This window comes from Flavobacterium sp. MAHUQ-57, assembly GCF_051908335.1.
Lineage (GTDB): Bacteria > Bacteroidota > Bacteroidia > Flavobacteriales > Flavobacteriaceae > Flavobacterium.
In genome coordinates this window covers 631,733-654,361 of the sequence record NZ_JBPZTE010000006.1, presented here as the reverse complement: position 1 = coordinate 654,361, position 22,629 = coordinate 631,733, and the positions used below count along the sequence as shown (strand labels likewise).

The window sequence follows — 22,629 nt, the reverse complement described above, 5'->3', positions numbered from 1 at the left end:
GTAAACTTACAAAAAAGTCAATAGTTACTTTGTACATTTGAACATCAATTAATGCCTAATGAAGTATATTTTTCTATTTGTCTCTCTTTTTTCTTTCGCACAACAAGGTTCAAAGGCAGATTTTCTGTCACTCAATGCATTAGTGAAACCGAATGCCATTGAAAAATCGGTTAGTGGGGAACTGACCTATGTTTTTAAAGTGAATACCTTGCCTGATACGATTAAAATCGATGCTGTTCGAATGGAATTTAATGAGGTAAAAATAAATGGCAAGCCGGTTGCATTCAAGAATTCGGGAAAAGCATTGCTTTTGTTTGAAGGCTACAAAAAAGGGAAAAATAAGCTATCTTTTGGATATTCTGCCCACCCCAAACAAGCGATGTATTTCGTAGGTGATCTTAATTTTGAAAACAATCAGATTTGGACACAAGGTCAAGGGAAATATACTTCCCATTGGTTGCCTAGTTTTGATGATGTCAATGAAAAGTTGGTTTTCAATTTAGCGATTGAATTCCGTAATGATTATCAAGTAGTATCTAACGGAACGCTAAAGGAGGTTCGATATAATTCGAAAGGGAATCTGAAAACATGGCAATTTCAAATGAAACAGCCTATGAGTTCTTATTTAGCAATGTTGGCCATTAGTAAATATGATAAATACGAGCAAAAATCAAACTCGGGTATTCCTCTAGAAATGTATCTAAAACCTACAGATGCTTCTAAATTTACCTCAACCTACAAATATTCAAAAGAGATTTTTGATTTTCTGGAAAAGGAAACGGGAATAAAATACCCATGGCAAATTTACCGACAAGCTCCAGTAGATGATTTTTTATACGCCGGTATGGAGAATACTTCAGCGACTTTGTTTTCCCAAGAATTTGTGGTAGATGAAATTGGGTTTAACGATATGAATTATATCAATGTTAACGCACATGAATTGGCGCATCATTGGTTCGGTGACTTGATTACTGCAAAATCATCAAAACACCATTGGTTACAGGAAGGTTTTGCTACTTACTACGCACTTTTGGCGGAAAGAGAATTGTTCGGTGAGAATTATTTTCAATTTGAACTATTGAATTATGCAGAAGAATTGCAAAATGCGAGTAAATATGATTCAATTCCGGTGATGAATGAAAAGGCGAGTACATTATCTTTCTATAAGAAAGGTGCTTGGGCTTTGCATTATTTGCGTGAAAATATTGGTGCTGAAAATTTTAAGAAAGTAGTCAAAACCTATCTGAAAAAATACCAGTATAAGAACGTCGAAACGGAAAATTTTTTAGCTGAAGTCAGAAAAATAACCCAATTTGATACGGCTAAATTTCAAAAGGAATGGTTGGAGTCTACCACTTTTAATAAAGAGTTGGCGGTTGCTATTTTAAGTAAAAACAAGACAATACTTACCTTTTTTGAATTGCAGAGGATGGAAAGTTTGCCATTGGAAGAAAAGAAAAATAGTTGGATAAGTATTTTGAATTCGGATGCGTATTTTCCATTGAAACAGGAAGTATTATACCAATTGGTAAATGTTCCTTTTGAAGAAAAGAAAATGTTTTTACAACTGGCTTTACAATCAAATGATATACAGGTACGTCAAGCTTTGGCCGCAACTATGAAAACCATACCGTTAGAGTTTAAAGCCGAGTACGAGTCGTTACTCAATGATAAATCGTATCGCACCAGAGAAATCGTTTTGCAGCAATTATGGTCAAAATTTCCAGAAGACAGAATGCGTTATTTGGAATTGTCTAAAGATTGGCAAGGTAATAATGACAGAAATCTTCGTATCATATGGCTTACATTGGCTTTGGCAACCAAAGAATTTACAAACGAAAATAAAAAGGGATTTTATAACGAATTAATCGCTTTGGCTTCTACCGAATACGACGGAACCATTCGTCAAAATGCCTTGGAAGTGTTATTGCAAATTAATCCTTCCGATGAAAAAGTACTGACTTCCTTGCTCAACGGGACAACGCATCATAAATGGCAATTCGTGAAATTCGCCAAAGACAACATTCGTAAACTGATTAAAAAACCACAATTCAAAACCCAATTGGAAGGGTTACTGCCTAATCTACCGGAACGCGAACAAAACTTCCTGAAGAATGAATTGAAATAAAAAAATCCCCTCACCGAGGGGATTTTCATTTATATAATCTGAGTAACTTCTTTCTTTAAATAAGCCAAAGCTATGGTTGTTGCCGAATCCGAATCCAATAAATCACTCAATATGGTTTCACGTAATTTATCTGCCGAAGTCACTTTATCACTCATATTCGTTTTACGGATATTTTGAATAATCGTGTTTTTTGCCGTTAAGATTACATTCCAGCAATCATCAGAAATGTAAATCTGTTGTGTCAGATTATGCTCAAATTCCTGCTCAATATGATCAATTAAAAACGATTCGTATAAATTTTTGTCTTGCGACATGGGTACCACTCTAATCAATAACTTGGAAGGATTGATACGCTCTAAGAACAATGCCATGCGCTCATACGCTTGTAATTTTAGCGGTAAAGCCTCTTTTTGTGTATTTCTTAGCAATAGATGATTCCTTCTTTTTTCTTCATTGCTGAAATAAGACTGTAAAAAATAATAAGCTACACCACCAGTAATAACGGATGGTAAAGTATACGCAGCTACTTCGATAATTTTAGAATAATCCATTTGTAGTTCTTTGTGATTAGTACTGCAAATAAACTTAAAAAATTAATTGTAATACAACTTTTGTAAACGTATTTTTGAACTTTCGATTATGAGTATGATTCAGCAAATTATAGAGAAATTAAATGACGCTCAGAAAGCCCCTGTTTTACAGAAGGATGGGCCAATGATTGTAATTGCCGGTGCGGGTTCGGGAAAGACGCGTGTACTAACCGTACGTATTGCTAACCTGATGAGTCAGGGGGTAGATGCGTTTAATATTTTGTCCTTAACTTTTACCAATAAAGCAGCACGTGAAATGAAGAAACGTATTGCGGATATTGTGGGTAATAGCGAAGCCAAAAATTTATGGATGGGAACATTCCACTCGGTTTTTGCTAAAATTCTTAGAATTGAAGCAGATAAATTAGGATATCCTTCCAATTTTACCATTTATGATTCTCAGGATTCTACCCGTTTGATTGGTCAAATCATCAAAGAGATGCAATTGGATAAGGATATATATAAACCGAAACAGGTGTTCGGTCGTATCTCTCAATACAAAAACAGTTTAATTACTGTGAAAGCGTATTTCAATAACCCTGAACTTCAAGAGGCGGATGCGATGAGTAAAAAGCCGCGAATGGGTGAAATTTATCAGAATTATGTGGAACGATGCTTCAAAAGCGGTGCCATGGATTTTGATGATTTATTATTGAAAACCAATGAATTGTTAACGCGTTTTCCTGATGTATTGATGAAATACCAAGACCGTTTCCGATACATACTTGTAGATGAGTACCAAGATACCAATCACTCGCAATACCTTATCGTGCGTGCTTTGTCTGATCGTTTTCAAAACATTTGTGTGGTGGGTGACGATGCGCAAAGTATCTATGCTTTCCGTGGTGCGAATATCAATAATATCCTGAACTTCCAAAAGGATTACGAAGGAGTGCAAATGTATCGTCTGGAACAAAATTATCGTTCATCTAAGAACATTGTGGAAGCAGCGAACAACGTTATCGATAACAACAAAACGAAACTCGATAAAATTGTTTGGACGGCCAATGAGGACGGACCCAAAATCAAAGTACACCGTAGCTTAACCGATGGGGAAGAAGGTCGTTTTGTGGCTTCTACCATTTTTGAAGAAAAGATGCAAAAGCAAATGCACAATGGGCAATTTGCAATTCTATACCGAACCAATGCACAATCCCGCGCCATGGAAGATGCATTACGGAAACGTGATATTCCCTACCGTATTTATGGTGGATTGTCTTTCTATCAGCGCAAGGAAATCAAAGATGTATTGTGTTACCTGCGCTTGGTGGTCAATCCAAAAGACGAAGAAGCGTTAGTACGTGTAATCAATTATCCCGCAAGAGGTATTGGTGATACTACTGTCGAGAAATTAACAGTAGCTGCCAATCACTACAAACGTTCCATCTTCGAAGTAATGGAACATATCGATAAAATCGACCTGAAACTGAATTCGGGAACCAAACAAAAATTACAGGATTTTGTAACCATGATCAAAAGTTTCCAGATTATCAATGAAAATCAGGATGCTTTTGTGCTTACCGAACACGTAACCAAAAAAACGGGTTTAATTCAGGAATTGAAGAAAGACGGAACACCGGAAGGTATCGCCCGTATTGAAAATATCGAAGAATTATTGAACGGTATCAAAGATTTCACCGAAGGACAAAAAGAAGTCGACGGAGCACGTGGTGCTTTATCAGAATTCTTGGAAGATGTGGCTTTGGCAACCGATTTAGATAACGATACTGGTGATGATGACCGTGTCGCATTAATGACAATTCACTTGGCGAAAGGTTTGGAATTTCCAACAGTTTTTATCGTAGGAATGGAGGAAGATCTATTTCCAAGTGCCATGAGTATGAATACCAGAAGTGAACTGGAAGAGGAACGCCGCTTGTTCTATGTGGCATTAACCCGCGCCGAACATCAGGCGTATCTTACCTACGCACAATCGCGTTACCGTTGGGGTAAACTGGTAGATAGCGAACCTTCACGTTTTATTGAGGAAATCGACGGGCAATACCTGGAATACTTAACGCCAAATGAAAACAATTACCGTTACAAACCGAGTATCGATGTGGATATTTTCGGCGATGTGGATAAATCCAAATTGCGTTTAACAAAACCAGTTGCCGGTACGCCACCAAAATACATATCAGACAACGCACCTAAACCGAACTCGAATATCCGTAAACTAAAACCGATGTCCGGTCAGGCACCATCCGCAGGATCTACCAATTTGTTTGATAGTAAACTTACGGTAGGCAACGTAGTCATGCACGAACGTTTCGGAAAAGGCCAAGTGTTAAACCTTGAAGGTGTGGGCGCCGATAAAAAAGCAGAAATCAAATTTGAAGTGGGTGGTATTAAGAAATTACTATTACGCTTTGCCAAACTGGATGTGATTGGGTAATTAAATTATTATTTTTTTATATGTATTCTCTTAGATTTTTTTATTTTGTATTCACATTTCTAATTAGTTTAAACAGTTTTTCTCAGTATAGAGAAAGATTCAATGAATACAATCATTTGTTCCTGCAACAATCCGATAGTATCTATAAAAAAAAGAAAGTTAAAAGTCGTGTTTTGAATTTTACAGGCTACAATTCATTGTCATTTAAAAACAAAATGAGTTTTGATAAAGAGGGTAAATTAATTGCCTTTCAATTTCCTGCAGATGGCTACTTTTTTTTGACAACAGAATTTTTATATGATGCAACGAACTCTAAATTACTAAGTGTTCAGGATGTATTTACCAAAACCAAAGAATCAAAATTTTACCAAAACTTCGTAAAAGGAGATGCAGAATTGGAAAGTAAGTTCAATGCTTTGCCAGAAAAAGAAGTGGTAAAATATGATCTTCAATATAAAGAAGGTGTTATCGAGAAAATTATTCGTAAGAGTGAAAAAGCTAAAATATTTACAGTATCTGAGTATTCTAATGAAGGACTAAAGTATAAGTTTACAGACAATGATCAATATCCTGTAAATTTTGATTGTGAATTTTTTAAAGCAAAGAATTATCAATTTTTACCAGCGAAGTTTACTTTTCAAAAAAGTGATGAAGAGACAATCAGAAGTATTGAATACGTTTATGATAGTAAACACCAGTTTATAGAAAAATTGATTGTAAAAGAATCAGGTCATTATAAAATGGGAGGGAAATTGTATAAAAAGGACGAAGAAATAAAAGAATTCATACTGGAATATAAAAATGGGTTATTGACCACTATCAGCAATAATTATTATACGTATGAATTGGTCTATGAGTTTTATTAGTTTTCCATCTATTCAATATTTCTTTTAAGGATTAAAAATGAATGTTTATTGGCTATATTTTTAATAGGGTATCTCATCTGTTCCATCTGAATTACGTTAAAAAGGAATTGTAATAAGTAAGAAAAAGCGTAACTTTAAACTTTCAATGTTAAATTTTTAAACCTGAAAATGGCTCAATTCATTAAAATATACCCGGAAAACCCCAACGAAAAGGAAATCGCTAAAGTGGTGAAATCGCTAAGAGATGGGGGTTTGGTGATCTATCCTACCGATACTGTCTATGGTTTAGGGTGTGATATCACCAATACCAAAGCATTGGAACGTATCGCGAAAATCAAAGGAATTAAACTTGATAAAGCCAATTTCTCTTTCGTTTGCTCGGATTTGAGCAATATATCCGATTATATCAAACAAATTGATACTTCTACTTTTAAAATTCTGAAAAGAGCTTTACCAGGGCCGTATACTTTTATTCTACCTGGTAATAACAGTCTTCCAAAAGAATTTAAAAAGAAAACAACCGTAGGTATTCGTGTGCCGGACAATAATATCGCTCTCGAAATTGTGCGTCAACTCGGAAATCCTATCGTTTCAACTTCCATCCACGATGAAGATGAAATCATTGAATATACAACCGACCCGGAACTGATCTTCGAGAAATGGCAAAATTTAGTAGATGTGGTTATCGATGGGGGGTATGGAGACAATGAAGCGTCTACCATTATTGATTTGTCAGACGGCGAACCGGTAGTTATCCGTGAAGGTAAAGGAAGCCTGGATATTTTGTAGTGATTAGTCCTTAGTGAACAGTTATTAGTAAGTATAAAAAAAAACGCCTTGAGTCATCAAGGCGTTTTTTTATATCTAGTAGTCTAAAGATCTAAGTAGTCTAAAGATCTAAGTAGTCTAAAGATCTAAGTAGTCTAAAGATCTAATAATCTAAAGATCTAATAATCTAACAATCTAAATTACTTGCTCAAACTTTTCATCTCCTTCTCAATCATATCATAAAATTGATCGATTTTAGGCATGATGATGATTCTTGTTCTTCTGTTTTTAGCTCTGTTTTCTGGCGTATCGTTATCATTCAATGGAATATAGAAACTTCTTCCTGCTGGAATTAATTGCTTCGGATTTACACCCAAATCATTCTGTAATACACGAACAATCGATGTCGATCTTTTCACAGATAAATCCCAGTTGTCTAACAATACCGCATTCTTAATCGGCACATTATCCGTATGACCTTCTACCATACACTCAAAATCAGGCTTGCTGTTGATGACTTTGGCTACTTTGGCTAAAACACCTTTCGCTCTGTCGCTCACATCATAACTTCCAGACTTGAATAAAAGGTTGTCTGCAATAGAAATCATTACCACTCCTTTTTCTACATTGATGTTAATATCCGGATCATCAATTCCTACTTCACGTTTTAAACTGGTAACCAAAGCAAGGGTAACCGAATCTTTTTTCGTTAAGGCGTCTTGTAATCTCGAAATTTTAAGGTCTTTTTCTTTTAAACTTTCTAATGATTTCTCAAGGTTTTCTGCCCCTTTAGTAGTCAAAACAGTCATCTCTTTGGAGCTGTTTATCAAATCAGAATTGTTCTTTTTCAAGTATTCATTCTGACTGCTCAATCCTTCTTTTTCAGTTAAGCAGGTATTCAATTTAATAGTACAGGTGTTTAATAAATCCTGAATTTCCTTGTTCTTCGCTTCTAATTCTGCTATTTTCTTCTTACTTCCACATGAAGTCGTTACAATAGCTAAGGCCGATAATAATACTGCTACTTTTCTCATTATATAACGTTTTTTATTTTTACTTTATTCCGCAAATAGCTTGCCATTCTTTATAAAATAACGGTAAACAATGGACTTTATTTTGTAATAATTTTCCCTCTGGTTCAAGTCTCTCTTTTTCAGAAACTTATAAAAATAAAGATACAAATTGAAGTGGGCGCGGAGTATCGCCCATAAATGACTAACTTTCCCTTGCATTAAAAAGCGTACGCCTGCAACACCATCCAATACCATGCGGATAAAGAGTACGGGGACCAATTTTCCTGTCGGTAGGTTCTTGGTCATCATCCACAAGGAATTCCTGAAATTCAAATAGGTTTTGTGAGGACTACCGGTTTGTAAAGTAGCGCCACCTACATGGTATACCGTAGATTGACCACAATACTTTATGGTAAGGTTTTTATTGAAAGCCCGCCAACACAAATCAATCTCTTCCTGATGGGCAAAGAAATCGGAATCAAAGCCACCTAATGTTCGGTATACTTCTTTACGGATAAAGAAACATGCACCCGATGCCCAAAAAATGGTTCGGGTATCGTCATACTGTCCATGATCTTTCTCCAAGGTTTCAAAAATACGACCTCGACAATACGGGTAGGCGTATTGATCAATGAATCCACCACCGGCTCCGGCATATTCAAAATAGGCTTTGTTCTTAAAATCCAATATCTTGGGTTGAATAATGGCTGTATTTGGCTCCTTTTCAAATAAGGAAAGAATCGGGACCAACCAATTTTCAGTAACTTCAATGTCGGAATTGACTAATGCGTAAAGGGGTTCTTCTACTGTAACCAACGCTTCATTGTACCCTTTGGCAAATCCGAAATTGCCTTGGTTTTCTATGATTTTTACGGAAGGGTAATGTGCTTTGACAAAGGCTACGGAGGTATCAGTGGAGGCATTGTCTGCTACATAAATGGTAGCTTCAGGTGAATACTTTACCACCGACGGTAGGAATTGCTCCAGCAATTGTACTCCGTTCCAGTTTAATATGACGACTGCTATTTTATTCATTGCTAGTGATTGGGTATTTCAAATAGTCTTGCTCTATTTTTTTATGCAATTCATCTCTTTTTAGATTGTTTTGAATGCCTTCCAATAAGCTGATAACTATTTTTGAAGTGATTGATTTTGGATTCTTGGAAATGAAACGCTCAAATTCTTTTTTATTTTCAGCATTGAGTTGGTTGTCTTCGTTGCCATAATCTTCAAATGTAGGAGTATTGTCCAGACCAAAAAGATAGATGCTCAATAAATTTTTATAATTCTCTTTTACTTCCGCATACAATTTACTATTCGGGTATTTCAATAAAAATTTTTCCCAGTTTAAAACCAAAACGGAAAGTTCCTGAAAGGTTATAACTAAACCGGCATCAGCACCTATTAAATCCTTGTTTTCAAAAGCTTCTAGCTTTACAAACTCATTGTAATCAGGTGGCAACTTGTTGTCGAAAATTGTTTGATAAAAATCGGCCTTTGGTCTTATTTCAATATAACCTTCTCCAATTTCCCAAAACTCTATATGCGCTTTCTCTAGGTTTTTAAATTTGGTTTGTAACGAATCTGGCAGTTCTAATGCATGGCTTTTTTCAGATATATGGGTGTAATAATTATCGATTATATAGCCGTTGTCATTGTTTATTTTAGTAATCAAATCGGTAGTGTTTTCTCTGAATTTCAAATACAAAGCCAATGCATTGCTAGTAGTGAGATGCTTTTTAACCGAATCGGTCTTGAAAATAATTTCCTGTAAAGCGCTTTCTGTTGCCGAAATGTGATTTTCTTTTGTATCGGGTTTTGAACTTATGCTTGTAGGTAAAGTTGTTGTTGTAGTGGTAGTTTTACTGTTGTTATCTTTCCCACAGGAAACCAAAAGGAGTACGATTAAGGTGTAAAGGCTGTTTTTCATGTTTAGTTGTATTCAGGTAAATCCCTTAGGAAATTGTACTGTTCGTTCTTGAAATCCATCTGGCAAAAATAATGCTGTAACCCATTGGTCACCATCAAATAGTTGGCTTGCAATACCATATTGTAACGCGCTATCTGATCAAACACATTCTGAGTAATGGTTACTTCTGGCGCTTTGCACTCAATCAATACAAAAATGCTTCCATCCGGATTGAATACTACAACATCATAGCGTTTGGTCATTCCATTAATAGTAATCCTCTTTTCAACATTGATATAGGATTTGGAATACTTTTTTTCTTCCAGAAGATAACGTACTACATGTTGCCTTACCCATTCCTCAGGGGTGAGAATCACAAATTTTTTCCGTATTTCATCAAAAATAGCCACTTTATTTTCACTATTTTTGAACCGAAAGTTGTATGCTGGAAAATTTAATTGCTGCAAAGTAGACAGTTTGTGGTTTATTGTTAATTGTTTTTGATTGCTATGGCAAAAATAGAAAAATTTGAGGACTTAGAAATTTGGAACAAAGCAAGGGAAATTTGCTATGATATTGAATAATTATTTGAGACTACAAATTTAGGAAAAAGATTTTCACTCAAGGATCAAATGGACAGAAGTTCGGGCTCAATTATGGATAATATTGCTGAAGGTTTTGAAAGAAACGGAAACAGAGAATTCATTCATTTTTTAAGTTTTTCAAAAGGTTCCTGTGGCGAGTTGAAATCTCAATCATATAGAGCTTTTGACAAAAAACTAATAACGCAAAACGATTTTGAGAGTATAGCTTTAAAAATTGAATTGGTAAAAAACAAAATAGTAGCTTTTATGAAATATTTGAATAATTCTGAAATTAAAGGGTTGAAGTTCAGTAACAACAAACAATAAATAATAAACAACAAACCATATAAATGGAGGAAGTTCTAAAAATCATAAAAGACATTCAAGCCGGAAATATCAAACCCATTTATTTCTTAATGGGAGAAGAACCATACTATATAGATAAGCTCGCAGAATACTTCGAACAGAATATACTACAGGAACATGAACGTGATTTCAATCAAACGGTTTTGTACGGTCGCGATGTAACGATAGAAGATATTGTTGGGAATGCAAAACGGTATCCTATGATGGCCGATCGTCAAGTGGTAATTGTCAAAGAAGCGCAAGAATTGTCACGAACTATTGACAAGTTAGAATCTTATGCCGAAAATCCACAGGACACAACGGTTTTGGTCATCTGTTATAAATACAAAACACTCGACAAACGTAAAAAGGTTACCAAGGTGCTAGAGAAAAACGGACTGGTATTCGAAAGTAAAAAGTTATACGAAAACCAGGTAGCCGATTGGCTTAAACGTGTTCTGGCTGGAAAGAAATTATCTATAGAACCAAAAGCGGCCGCCATGTTCGTGGATTTCTTAGGTACTGACTTGAGCCGTATTGCCAATGAAATAGATAAACTGACCATCATCCTAAAACCTGGGGAAGTTATCACCCCGGCGATTATCGAAGAAAATATTGGCTTTAGTAAAGATTTTAACCCGTTCGAATTCCGAAAGGCTATCGGGGAACGCAATCAACTAAAAGCGTACCAAATTGCCGACTATTTTGCCCAAAACCCTAAAGACAACCCGCTAGTACTTACGGTAGGCCTTGTTTTTAGTTTCTTTTCGCAATTGCTCCAATACCACGGTTTAAAAGACAAGAATCCTAAAAATGTAGCTTCTGCCTTAAGGGTCAATCCTTATTTTGTCAAAGACTATGAATTGGCTGCCCGCAATTTTCCCATGAAAAAAGTAAGTGGTATCGTAGCGACTTTAAAAGATATCGACTTGAAAAGTAAAGGGGTTGGGGCCAATAACCTCCAGCAATCGGATTTGCTGAAAGAAATGTTGGTCAAAATTTTTAATTAAGAGGTAATGAAGTTGAAGAAGTGGTACTGGTTGGTTTTTCTTATCGTTGCAATGCTTTTACACTGGTTTGCAATGCCGGATGTTATTTTGAACGATCATAGTGGCGGCTCTTGCTACCAAGGTATAACTCGAGGTATCACTCACTTTTTATTTGTGGTTTGTATTTTCTTCGCACTAATTAGCTTTCTTTTACTACTAGGAAATAAAAGAAGTTTTTCAATACTAACGGGACTGACTTCCGCAGGGATATGGATATTATGGAGTTTTGTTTTGATTAGCGAATACCATGGCTATGGGTTCTTATATGCCGCACCATTTTTACTTTATATTGCTTCGTATCTTTATGCTTTGTTTTCGAATAAAGTACTTTAACTTACATCTAATGCTATGAAAATTCTAAGAAATAGTATCGTGGTTATTCTCGGTTTGATAATCGGAATTATCATTAATATGAAAATAATTGTATACGGATCATCAGTTGTACGATATCCTTCCGGTGTAGATCCTACCAATGCTGAAAGTCTTAAAGCTGGTATTCATTTACTCGGCTTCAAACATTTTATGATTCCTTTTGCAGCTCATGCCATTGGGTCATTAATTGGGGCCTTTATCGCTGCAAGATTTAGTGCTTCCAAACATTTTACATTAGCTCTAATTGTAGGTGGCTTCTTCTTGATTGGGGGTATTTCTATGGCATTTATTCTTCCCAATGTGCCACTCTGGTTTTGTCTATTGGACATCATAATAGCTTATATTCCAATGGGCTATTTAGGATGGAAATTGTCAGGAAAAGGCAAATAAATACAAAAGTATCACAACGATTACTGATTTTGTGAGACATTAAATTTTAGAAAAAGAATATAAATTCCGATATTTGTTGACCAATTTTACAAACCAAATAGATTTATTATGAGTGTAGGAATGAATAAAAACACTGTGTTAGGCTGGGCAACATTAATCATGATAGTAATGGGATTATTACTAATAGGACTTGGTGTTTACAGATATGCTGATGTTGCCGGATGGGGATTTAGTGCCGTTGGAGTAGGTTTCTTAGCGAATGCATGGGTATTCAGTTCATTAAAAGGAAGAGTATAAAGAAATGATACTTCTAGTAAAAAAGGAACCTTATAGGTTCCTTTTTTTTTATTGGTGTAATTCCACGATCCTCTAATTTCATTACCGATACCACTAGGTTATAAAAAAGAGGGCGAATTTCACGCTATTGGTAGTTATAATTGAATTCTTCTTTTAGTGGTAGATTATTGGGAGTCTGGATCAATCGATTCTCCTTTACAATTCGATTTTGATTGTTTAACACATACTCTATTGTTGCTTCATGAACTCGGATGCCATTGTTGTCTTGGGTAAAACCTGAAGGTAAATTTTTAGAGACGGCTTCCATAGTGTAGGCCATGCTCTTCCCGGAAACATAATTGTGTAACGAATAATTCATTTTCCACTCTTTCCCATATAGGAATTGATGGTAATTGGAATTGTTGAGTAAGGTGGTATAGGTATAGTTTCTAGTGATGGGCGTAGCTGCTAAACTATTGTCGGTATACGAGGTCAAATTACCATTGGTGTAAACAAACGTGCATTCGTGATCAATTATCCCATTTTCATCGAAATAGCGCTCACTTGTTATGTTGTTGTTGGCATCAACCGTTAGTTCTGTAAGTATTCTTGCTTCTGGTGTGCCGAAACGAACAAGTATTTTGCTGCCGGTATAAGTAAAATAGTAAAGATTTACTCTTTCTTGATCCTCCGTAATAAAGGTTTTACTTAATGTTATTATACGTCCTTTACTGTCGTAGGTATACGCTATTTTTGAGGTCAACCTAGTGGATATGGAGTTGCTGATTTTTGAAACTAAATTGTTCTGATAACTATAGTCTTCACGAAATCCATAGCTATCCTGACTATTCATTAGTTTGCCCTTGTAGAAGCTTAATTTTTTTTCATAAGTGGTACCGCTTTGCTCATCATGTGATAGCGCAGTAATCGAGCTCAATTGGTTGTTTTGAGCAGAAGTGGCTTCGTCGTCGTTGGAACAAGAAACAATCAGTAATCCTGTTACCAAAAGAAATAATTTTTTCATAGGTTGGCTTTTAGTATTGTATATACCCTATAGTCTTTCTTTTTTTTAAAGGTTGCGTCAACGCGAAACTTTTTTTTATTTTGGTTGCGAGCCGAGTGAAATGAAGTGGCTTTTGTTGTTATGGATAAACTTCCAAGCAGTTGAGATGTAAGGTATTGTCTCCTTTTAAAATATACGGCACACCATTTATTTCCTGATAAAAACGAATCCCACAAAATACAAATAGGGTAGTGTTGTGATCAGGAACGCTTGTAGGAACCAACGAATTGCGGATTGCCGAATGGTGTCTTGATACAACCCAAGGCAAACTCTCGTGTAGGGTAAAGTTCAGATTCGTAAAATCAAATGCCAATAGCCCCAATCGTACTTCCATGTGGGTAGCAACCGAAGGGAATACAACTTTGGATAGGTCAACCGATTCAAGGGTTAAAGTAAAATCACTCGGGTTGAAGTGTACACCACATTGAAGTACAGTTCCAACCGTACTGTGATTTGTAAAAGTAAAATTGGTAAATAATCGACGCCCCATAAAGGTTTGCAATCCTTGATAAACAATACGTTGCCCTCGCTTCGATACGGAATCACAATTCTTCACTTCCTGGAGCATACGCATCATTCTGCCATGAAAACTGCTGTCGTGATGCAATCCCATAAAAGGAAGTAAGGCCAACCGCAACTGTTTTTTTACTTTGGAACAATGCCCAAATTCACTCCCGTTTTCCCTTACACGCACCATAGATGGATTGGTTTTTATTGACTTGGTTGTAAAACCTCCTCCTGCTTTTCGCGCCACCGGTTTTCCTTTGCGGATATAAAAATTTATGCCTTCCAATGTCCCGTCTAATGCGATTATCCCTTTTTGATTGGCCATAAGTATACTGTTTTAATTAGTAATCAATTTGTAAGTAAATTCGTAAACAAATACCTTGCCGGAATTTAGTCGATAGTCATTAAAGGGGGTGTTGTTATTTATTGTGGCTATGCTCATTCAAAATGACTAACGGTAATCTCTGTTCCCAAATACTAATGGATAAAAATGAAGAGTAAAGAGTAAAAAATGTAAAACGAAAAGCAATGACCATAGTTTAAGGATTGCTTGCTAAAGCACTATATTTGTAAACAACAGAGGGCGTTGTGTTTATGATTAAGTACTAGGCTAATTGAAGAAGAGGAACATGATTAATAATAAAGCAGTAGAATTTTATTTGAAAAACGCAGAGGAGAGATTTATCAGAAATGAAAAGTATATACTCCATAATAAAGAGGTTGTATTTCCAACCGAAACTGTTTTCTTCGACATTTTCGAATGGCTGCAAAATGAAAAAATAGTAGCTTTTTTGCATCGGAAGACTAAGATTGGAAAAGAGGATATTGAGGCAATTTTTTACGAAATAAACTATACGTTCCTGATCTTTCTTGATGGCAATGCGGTTAAAAATCCTTTGATTCAGAGGATTTCAATCGAGTTGTTTAAGTGTATGATGTTTTGCAACATCTCAAAAGACAGACGGGTAGTGGTCAACAACCGTATCATTCAAGAATTGGCGTTATTGAATTCCTGGGAAGAAAAATCAGATCTTTTATTTAAAAGAGACGGAAACAATATCAGCTTATTTTATAAGGAAATTAATTTGTCCGAATGGCTGACAGTTGTTTTTTCTGATAAAGAATTGATGGGTTTGTTCTCTTCTGAATTCAATGAAACTGAGGTACGGATGGCTTTTGATTTTTTATTGGAAGCTTTGACAATGGCTGCTGTGGAAAGGGAGGAAAAAGGAATAACGGATAAGGATATAAAGGAAGTAAAAGAAGCACTGGAATTTTATCTGTTGGCCGACTATTGGGACAGTAGCCTTAATGAGATGAATAAGCCCGATAAGTTAACTATTACGCCTACAAAAAACGTCATTGATCTGGATAAATATAGCGCTGATTTACCCCAGTCCCAAAAAGACAATTTTGATGTAGAAAAAATTTATGAGAGTAGTTTTATCATAACGCAATTTATAATTCGTTTTTGTTTTCTAAATCACGAAGCAATCCCGTCCATTTTTAATTACTTCAAAGAGGATGAGAAGTCGAAAAAAGTGTTGATGATAGCATTGATTTTTCACGATATTTTTAACTACAATGAAAGAATGGAATTCTATCGATTAAGGAATGAATTGCCTTCCGGCCTTTGGCTCAGTTATTTTGATGATATAGAGGATAAATGATAAAACGATAAGTAAAAATGTCTTTAGAAAGATTAAACCAATTGTGCGATAATTTAAAAAGAAACAGGAACAGATTTCAATTTTTAGATCCTGATTCCGGTGAAATTATGGAGTTTCCTAGCAATGAACTAAATCATACTGACGAAGGTATTCATTGGCAAATATATAAAAGGGACGTAACCCAAAAAATAGATTTGTATTTTTCGATAGCCAATTGGATAGGTAGGTATACAGGCAATATAAATGATATCTCGAGTTGTAATGTTTGGTATAATGGTAGTTATACCCATATTAAATTGTATTTTTCTGAAATCAACTCAAAGAAATGGAAACTCGATATGGAAGAATTTATTACAGCTTTAAACGATTTCGAAAGCACACTTTAATAACGTACTTTTTATAAAGGAGCAAGAGTAAGATTTACTTCTTCACAGTATACTATTTCATCTTATCCAAAGTGTGATATATGTCGTATATATGTCGTATATATGTCGTATTTATGTCGTGTATATGCCGTATTAATCTTTTCAATTCATAATAACGGATTAATAGTTGGTATTCATCACTATTTACTCTTATAGGACTACACTTTACTAAGGACTAAGGACTAGCTACTAAAGACTAATTACTTTTTACTAATCACTCTTAAATATGTATATTTGTATCCTTTTGAAATAAATTATAAATAAACATACTATGTCTGACGATAAGAAAGTAATCTTTTCCATGTCGCGAGTAAGCAAGACTTATTCATCGACAAACAAACAAGTCCTAAAAGACATTTACCTGAGTTTTTTCTATGGTGCCAAAATTGGTATCTTAGGTCTAAACGGTTCAGGTAAGTCTTCATTATTGAAAATCATTGCCGGTGTTGATAAAAACTACCAAGGTGATGTAGTTTTTGCTCCGGGATACACAGTAGGGTATTTAGAGCAGGAACCACAATTGGACGACAATAAAACGGTTATCGAAATTGTTCGTGAAGGTGCTGCCGAAGCGGTAGCTTTATTGGAAGAATTCAACACCATCAACGATCAATTCGGTCTACCTGAAGTATACGAAGATGCTGATAAGATGCAAAAATTGATGGATCGTCAGGCTGAATTACAAGATAAAATCGATGCTTGCGGCGCATGGGAATTGGATACCAAACTGGAAATCGCAATGGACGCTTTACGTTGTCCTGATGCCGATACGCCAATTAAGGTATTATCCGGTGGAGAACGCCGTCGTGTTGCTTTATGCCGCTTATTATTACAAGAGCCGGATGTATTGTTACTGGATGAGCCTACCAACCACTTAGATGCAGAATCTGTACACTGGTTAGAACAACACTTACAACAATACAAAGGAACAATTATCGCTGTAACGCACGACCGTTATTTCTTAGACAATGTTGCCGGTTGGATCTTAGAATTAGATAGAGGTGAAGGTATTCCTTGGAAAGGAAACTACTCGTCTTGGTTAGACCAAAAGTCGAAACGTATGGAGCAAGAGGAGAAAGTGGCTTCAAAACGCCGTAAAACATTAGAACGTGAGTTGGATTGGGTACGTCAGGGAGCGAAAGGCCGTCAGACGAAACAAAAAGCACGTCTACAAAACTACGACCGTTTATTGAACGAAGATCAAAAAGAACTAGACGAGAAATTGGAAATCTACATCCCGAATGGTCCACGTTTAGGTACGAACGTAATCAATGCACACAATGTAGCAAAAGCTTTCGGAGATAAATTATTATATGATAATCTTGAATTTACGTTGCCTCAGGCAGGTATCGTGGGTATCATCGGTCCGAACGGTGCCGGTAAAACAACCATTTTCAAAATGATCATGAATGAATTACAACCGGACAGTGGCGAATTCAGTACGGGTGAAACAGTTAAGATTGCCTATGTGGATCAGTCTCACTCTAACATCGATCCTGAAAAATCCATCTGGGAAAATTTCTGTGAAGGTCAGGAATTGATTATGATGGGTGGCCGTCAAGTAAACTCTAGAGCCTACTTGTCTCGTTTCAATTTCGGAGGAAGTGACCAAAACAAGAAAGTAAACACGCTTTCTGGGGGTGAACGTAACCGTCTGCACTTGGCCATGACGCTTAGAGAAGAAGGTAACGTATTGTTACTGGATGAGCCTACGAATGATTTGGACATCAACACACTTCGTGCTTTGGAAGAAGGTTTGGAAAACTTCGCAGGATGTGCCGTAGTAATCTCGCACGACCGTTGGTTCCTTGACCGTATCTGTACGCATATCCTTGCTTTTGAAGGAGATTCACAAGTGTATTTCTTTGAAGGTGGATTCTCAGAATACGAAGAAAATCGTAAAAAACGTTTGGGTGATACTGCTCCAACCAAACTGAAATATAAAAAATTAGTACGCTAATTCATTTAAACTCCGCTTTTAGCGGAGTTTTTTTATTAGTATTTGTTTGGAAATTAGTACATTTAGCCAAATTAAATGGCTTTGTTTTACAATTATGTCTCTTTTGAAGAGGTATAGAAAGACAATCTATGATCAAAACACTACCTTTTTATATCCTTGTGTCTTTGTTTGTTTTGGGAACCGCCTATTCTCAAGACAGGACTCCGTCTAAAAAAGAAATTCAAACCAAAATCTCCAATGCACGTAATGCGCTATCGGATCTGGATTGCGAAAAATCATTACGCATCGCAGAAGAAGCATTAAAAGATTCTTATGCTATTAATGATAACCTACTAATCGCTAAATCCTACAATGTAATCGGCTCTAACTTTCTTGAATTTCTAGATACCAAGAAGGCCAAAATGTATTACAACAAATCGCTTCAATATGCCAATCTAACCACTAATGATACCATAAAAGATTGGGTGTACAATAATCTTGGTGCGCTTTATTCGTACTATGAAAATGACTTTGAAAAGGGAATAGAATATTATAAAAAAGGATTAATCTACACCGAGAAAACCAAAGATCCAATACAGATTACGTACAACTCTTTGAACATAGCGGGTGCTTATTTTTCTGAGGATTTGTATGATGAAGGTTTACCCTTTTTACAAAAAGCAGAACGAAATTTGGGACAACACAATGAAGTAGAAGCCCGAATTACCTATTATTCTCAGTTGGGTTCGTATTTAAGTGCCAAAGGTAAAAACCAAGAAGCGGAAGCCAGTTTCCATAAAGCAATTTCTTTTGGAGAACATGAAAAGACCAATTTACTGGATTCCTATTTGGCTGAGGTATACAGTGATTTTTCACTACACTATTTGAAGAATAAAAACTACCAAAAGGCATATCATTACCTGGATTTGAATAATAAACTCAAAGAAGAAATTTACAATGCAGATCGTACCGAAAAGGTAAGAGCTTATGAAAATAAATTGGAAATTGACGAATACAAAAGACAAATCGATTTTATAGAAGGTGAGAAGCTTCGTAAAGAGAAAAGTTTGCAACAAACCTGGATTATAATTATTTTATGTTTGGTAAGTATCACCATATTGATTGCTTTCGCCTTTAATTTATTCCGAAATAATAAATTGCGTAAGAAGAATTACCGTGAATTGGAACAAGCCAATCATGAATTGGAAGAGGCAAAAAATAAAGCCGAAGAAGTCAACCAATTGAAATCGCAGTTTGTAACTACCATAACCCATGAATTACGAACGCCTTTGTATGGTGTTATCGGTATTACCGATATCATTTCGGAAGAATATCCTGAACTGAACAAAAGCAAATACTTGAGTTCGTTAAAGTTTTCAGCAAAATACCTCTTGTCTTTGGTGAACGATATTCTGCAAATGAATAAGATTACGGAAAAGAAAATCATCCTGGAGAATCTACCTTTCGATTTACGCTATGAATTGGATTCTATCAAAAACAGCTTACAGATGATAGCACAGAAAAATCGTAATGAAATAGTGGTTACGATTGATGATTCGGTACCGCAATATATCATCAGTGATAAGATAAGGTTGTCACAAATTTTCATGAATTTAATTAGCAACTCTCTTAAATTTACAGAGAATGGTAAGGTTGAGGTTGTGGTAAATGCACTGGAAAAAGATTCTACAACCTGTCGTCTACAATTCGAAGTGATTGATAATGGTATCGGAATTTCAAAGGAAGATCACGATAAAATATTTGAAGAGTTTGTTCAGATTGAACGTAGAGAGGACGATTATCAGGGAACTGGTTTAGGTTTACCTATCGTAAAAAAATTAGTGGAGTTATTTGGAGGTGAAATCAATTTGGAAAGCGAAGAAAACATAGGAACTAAAATAGCTTTCACTTTGAAGTTTGATTACGATGCGCAGTTCTCACCGGATGCTTTCCCTGGGGTGGTAGATACATTACACAGCGCCCAAAATAATGGTATGAAGGTGTTGTTAGTAGAAGACAACAAAATCAATCAAGTCGTTACCGAAAGAATTTTAAGCAATTTCGGATTTGAAACCGTTATTGTCGAAAGTGGGGCAGAAGCGATTGCACAATTGCAACAGCATGCATTTGATGTGGTCTTAATGGATATCAATATGCCTCAAATGAATGGTTTTGAAACCACTAAACTAATTCGATCGCAGCAAATAGATGTTCCTGTGATTGCTTTAACCGCTTTTGACAAACAGGAAATCAATGAGGATATCATTAATTCAGGAATGAACGGGGTAATGATTAAACCCTTTGAGCCTTCTGTACTACACAAAATGATTGTTCAAATTATAACTGCTCATAAAAAAGAAAACCTTTCAACCAAGAGTAGTTGAAAGGTTTTCAATGCAATAAGCGTATGAAATTTATTGCATTTTCAATACAGTGAACACGGAACGTCTGTTCAATTGGTGTGCATCTTCCGTACAATCAACACCATCTTTACAATCATTCACTAAATTGTATTCACCAAAACCTTCATATTTTTTTATTCGCTTCGGATCAACTCCTCTAGATACTAAGTAATCATGAGTTGAATTTGCTCTTCGGATACCCAGCGCTTCATTGTATTTGAAACTACCGCGGCTGTCCGTATGGGAACCTATTTCAATAGCCATTTGTGGATAAGTCAGTAACATTAAATCGGCTACTTTGTTCAATTCGGTTTTCGCATCCTGACGTATACTATACTTGTCAAAATCAAAATAAATGTTTTCAATATTCACACCGGCAAGAACATCAACATCCGGCACGGGGTCCAATTCGAAGTCAACCACAACGAAAGTCTTGCCCTTTGAGTTGTGGGTGTCTGCGATTTTAGAAGGCTCCGGCTGGTATTTCGGATGTGATGCCTCAACAGTGTACGTGGTTTCTCTATCTACATTGATGCTGTATTCGCCTTTATCGTCTGTAACTAAATCGGCAATTTGGTTACCGTCTTTGTCTTTAATAACAATTTTAGCATCTTTTATAGGTTGCTTATTAATGGCATCGGTAACAGTTCCTTTGATATAAAACAAAGGCACTTTATCAAAGCCGTAGATGTCATCATCCCCAATACCACCTTCACGGTTGGAAGAGATGAATCCTGTTTCACCGCTTTCATTCAAGAAAAACGAGAAATCATCCATAGGAGAATTAACAGGTACCCCAAGGTTGATAATTTCTTGAATAGTACCCTCCTGATCATTCACAGTGGTAAAAATATCCAATTGTCCCAATCCTTGTAAACCATCAGAAGAGAAAAATAAGTTTCCGTCATTATGAACAAAAGGGAACAACTCATTTCCTTCGGTATTAATTTTGTCTCCCAAATTAACCGGGGTACCGAAATTATCGCCGTTTACACTCACTTTATAGAGGTCGGATTTTCCTTTTCCACCAGGCATATCGGAAGCAAAGTACAAAGTACTACCATCGGCTGATAAACTAGGGTGTCCTACCGAATAATTATTGGAATTGAAAGGCAATTCTTTGATATTACCCCATTTGCCTTGATCGTTTAAAGTCGCTCGATAAATTTTGAGATTATTGGTACCACTTGCATCAGTTGCTTTTTTACCTGCATTGAAATTATTACGCGTAAAATACATGGTCTTACCATCTTTGGATACTGAAACCTGTCCTTCGTGAAAACGTGTATTCACATCACCTTCTACTTTTTTGGGATCAAGATATTTTTCACCCTCTTTCTTTGTGGTAAACAAATCAAGGAAGGGTTGTTGGTTCCAAGAATAGGTCCGTTTAATTCCAACGCCTTTGTCTCTACTGGAAGCAAATGTTACAACACCATTTTTTTCAACGGCACCAAAATCACTCAATGCTGAGTTAAAAGTAACAGGTTTAGAAAAATACTGTTGTTTAAGACCATAAATGTTAGTAATGAAATTTTTATCTTCAATGATACGCTGTGTTCTCGAATCGACCACACCGGTTTCTTTGTATTTATTTAACCAAACCTCAGACTCATCGTATTTTTTTAAAGCACGTAAGGCCAATGCATATTTTAAATAATATTCCGGGTCAATATTAGATTGTTTGACCGCATCTCCATAATACAATGATGCATTTTGTGGATCACGAAGCATCGAATAACAATCACCTAATCTTCTTTTGGCATATTCAGCGTTGTAATTGTTAGCTAACATCTCTTTGTAAACATCTATCGCTTTTACGTAAGAAAAACTGTTATAGAGGGCATCTGCTTTTTTCTGTTTCCCAAATTGAGCTGAAGCTGAAGGGATACATCCTAAAAGTAGAACGACTACGAATATTTGTATAACTTTTTTCAT

At 35.9% G+C, this 22,629-nt stretch carries 20 protein-coding genes and 1 pseudogene; 13 read left to right on the top strand and 8 right to left on the bottom strand.

Going from position 1 to position 22,629, the window contains the following annotated elements; translation table 11 throughout:
• Positions 1–58: 58 nt before the first annotated feature.
• Positions 59–2,128, top strand: a complete 2,070-nt coding sequence (locus tag ACS8MM_RS03310) for a M1 family metallopeptidase (RefSeq protein WP_379713002.1) — start codon at positions 59–61, stop codon at positions 2,126–2,128.
• A 29-nt stretch (positions 2,129–2,157) separates the two neighbouring features.
• Here ACS8MM_RS03310 and ACS8MM_RS03305 read toward each other — a convergent pair whose 3' ends face one another.
• Positions 2,158–2,679: a hypothetical protein gene (locus ACS8MM_RS03305; RefSeq protein ID WP_379713000.1), complete on the bottom strand. Its 522-nt coding sequence runs from the start codon at positions 2,677–2,679 to the stop codon at positions 2,158–2,160.
• A 94-nt stretch (positions 2,680–2,773) separates the two neighbouring features.
• On the opposite strand from ACS8MM_RS03305, the gene ACS8MM_RS03300 reads away from it, so the two are divergent.
• The 3 genes from ACS8MM_RS03300 (at position 2,774) to ACS8MM_RS03290 (ending at position 6,768) form a co-directional block, all read left to right on the top strand.
• A complete protein-coding gene (locus tag ACS8MM_RS03300) occupies positions 2,774–5,113 on the top strand; it encodes an ATP-dependent helicase (RefSeq protein WP_379712998.1) in 2,340 nt (779 codons plus the stop codon).
• Between the two features lie 173 nt (positions 5,114–5,286).
• Positions 5,287–5,979 (top strand): hypothetical protein, encoded by a 693-nt coding sequence (locus ACS8MM_RS03295; protein ID WP_379712996.1) that lies wholly within the window; start codon positions 5,287–5,289, stop codon positions 5,977–5,979.
• Positions 5,980–6,147: 168 nt separating this feature from the next.
• On the top strand, positions 6,148–6,768 hold the full coding sequence (locus tag ACS8MM_RS03290) for an L-threonylcarbamoyladenylate synthase (RefSeq protein WP_379712994.1): 621 nt from the start codon (positions 6,148–6,150) through the stop codon (positions 6,766–6,768).
• A gap of 179 nt (positions 6,769–6,947) precedes the next feature.
• Here the strand turns inward: ACS8MM_RS03290 and ACS8MM_RS03285 are convergent, their stop codons facing one another.
• From ACS8MM_RS03285 to ACS8MM_RS03270, 4 genes are read right to left on the bottom strand one after another with little or no spacing between them, the layout of a single operon-like run.
• Positions 6,948–7,781 (bottom strand): OmpA/MotB family protein, encoded by an 834-nt coding sequence (locus ACS8MM_RS03285; protein WP_379712992.1) that lies wholly within the window; start codon positions 7,779–7,781, stop codon positions 6,948–6,950.
• A gap of 24 nt (positions 7,782–7,805) precedes the next feature.
• Entirely contained in the window at positions 7,806–8,795 is a 990-nt protein-coding gene (locus ACS8MM_RS03280; RefSeq protein ID WP_379712990.1) for a glycosyltransferase family 2 protein, read from the bottom strand.
• Positions 8,788–9,690 carry a hypothetical protein gene (locus ACS8MM_RS03275; protein ID WP_379712988.1) on the bottom strand — a complete coding sequence of 301 codons (903 nt, stop codon included), beginning with the start codon at positions 9,688–9,690 and terminating at the stop codon, positions 8,788–8,790. Before ACS8MM_RS03275 ends, ACS8MM_RS03280 begins: the two co-directional genes overlap by 8 nt.
• 2 nt (positions 9,691–9,692) lie before the next feature.
• On the bottom strand, positions 9,693–10,136 hold the full coding sequence (locus ACS8MM_RS03270) for a type I restriction enzyme HsdR N-terminal domain-containing protein (protein ID WP_379712986.1): 444 nt from the start codon (positions 10,134–10,136) through the stop codon (positions 9,693–9,695).
• A gap of 42 nt (positions 10,137–10,178) precedes the next feature.
• Here ACS8MM_RS03270 and ACS8MM_RS03265 point away from each other — a divergent pair.
• The 5 genes and pseudogenes from ACS8MM_RS03265 (at position 10,179) to ACS8MM_RS03245 (ending at position 12,706) form a co-directional block, all read left to right on the top strand.
• Positions 10,179–10,580: pseudogene (locus ACS8MM_RS03265) on the top strand (four helix bundle protein).
• Between the two features lie 23 nt (positions 10,581–10,603).
• On the top strand, positions 10,604–11,608 hold the full coding sequence (holA, locus tag ACS8MM_RS03260; protein WP_379712984.1) for a DNA polymerase III subunit delta: 1,005 nt from the start codon (positions 10,604–10,606) through the stop codon (positions 11,606–11,608).
• Positions 11,609–11,614: 6 nt separating this feature from the next.
• Positions 11,615–11,980: a hypothetical protein gene (locus ACS8MM_RS03255; RefSeq protein ID WP_379712982.1), complete on the top strand. Its 366-nt coding sequence runs from the start codon at positions 11,615–11,617 to the stop codon at positions 11,978–11,980.
• Between the two features lie 15 nt (positions 11,981–11,995).
• On the top strand, positions 11,996–12,409 hold the full coding sequence (locus ACS8MM_RS03250; protein WP_379712980.1) for a hypothetical protein: 414 nt from the start codon (positions 11,996–11,998) through the stop codon (positions 12,407–12,409).
• Positions 12,410–12,529: 120 nt separating this feature from the next.
• A complete protein-coding gene (locus tag ACS8MM_RS03245) occupies positions 12,530–12,706 on the top strand; it encodes a CAL67264 family membrane protein (RefSeq protein ID WP_379714984.1) in 177 nt (58 codons plus the stop codon).
• Positions 12,707–12,830: 124 nt separating this feature from the next.
• Here ACS8MM_RS03245 and ACS8MM_RS03240 read toward each other — a convergent pair whose 3' ends face one another.
• Both ACS8MM_RS03240 and ACS8MM_RS03235 read right to left on the bottom strand, forming a co-directional pair.
• Entirely contained in the window at positions 12,831–13,709 is an 879-nt protein-coding gene (locus ACS8MM_RS03240) for a hypothetical protein (protein ID WP_379712978.1), read from the bottom strand.
• Positions 13,710–13,827: 118 nt separating this feature from the next.
• The gene (locus tag ACS8MM_RS03235; protein WP_379712976.1) at positions 13,828–14,580 is read right to left on the bottom strand and encodes a hypothetical protein; all 753 of its coding nucleotides are present in this window, start codon (positions 14,578–14,580) and stop codon (positions 13,828–13,830) included.
• Between the two features lie 304 nt (positions 14,581–14,884).
• On the opposite strand from ACS8MM_RS03235, the gene ACS8MM_RS03230 reads away from it, so the two are divergent.
• The 4 genes from ACS8MM_RS03230 (at position 14,885) to ACS8MM_RS03215 (ending at position 20,673) form a co-directional block, all read left to right on the top strand.
• Entirely contained in the window at positions 14,885–15,925 is a 1,041-nt protein-coding gene (locus ACS8MM_RS03230; protein WP_379712974.1) for a hypothetical protein, read from the top strand.
• Between the two features lie 17 nt (positions 15,926–15,942).
• Positions 15,943–16,311, top strand: a complete 369-nt coding sequence (locus tag ACS8MM_RS03225; protein WP_379712972.1) for a hypothetical protein — start codon at positions 15,943–15,945, stop codon at positions 16,309–16,311.
• A 310-nt stretch (positions 16,312–16,621) separates the two neighbouring features.
• Positions 16,622–18,310 (top strand): energy-dependent translational throttle protein EttA, encoded by a 1,689-nt coding sequence (ettA, locus tag ACS8MM_RS03220; RefSeq protein WP_379712970.1) that lies wholly within the window; start codon positions 16,622–16,624, stop codon positions 18,308–18,310.
• 128 nt (positions 18,311–18,438) lie between these two features.
• On the top strand, positions 18,439–20,673 hold the full coding sequence (locus tag ACS8MM_RS03215; RefSeq protein ID WP_379712968.1) for a tetratricopeptide repeat-containing hybrid sensor histidine kinase/response regulator: 2,235 nt from the start codon (positions 18,439–18,441) through the stop codon (positions 20,671–20,673).
• Between the two features lie 30 nt (positions 20,674–20,703).
• Here ACS8MM_RS03215 and ACS8MM_RS03210 read toward each other — a convergent pair whose 3' ends face one another.
• Positions 20,704–22,629, bottom strand: a complete 1,926-nt coding sequence (locus tag ACS8MM_RS03210) for an OmpA family protein (protein WP_379712966.1) — start codon at positions 22,627–22,629, stop codon at positions 20,704–20,706.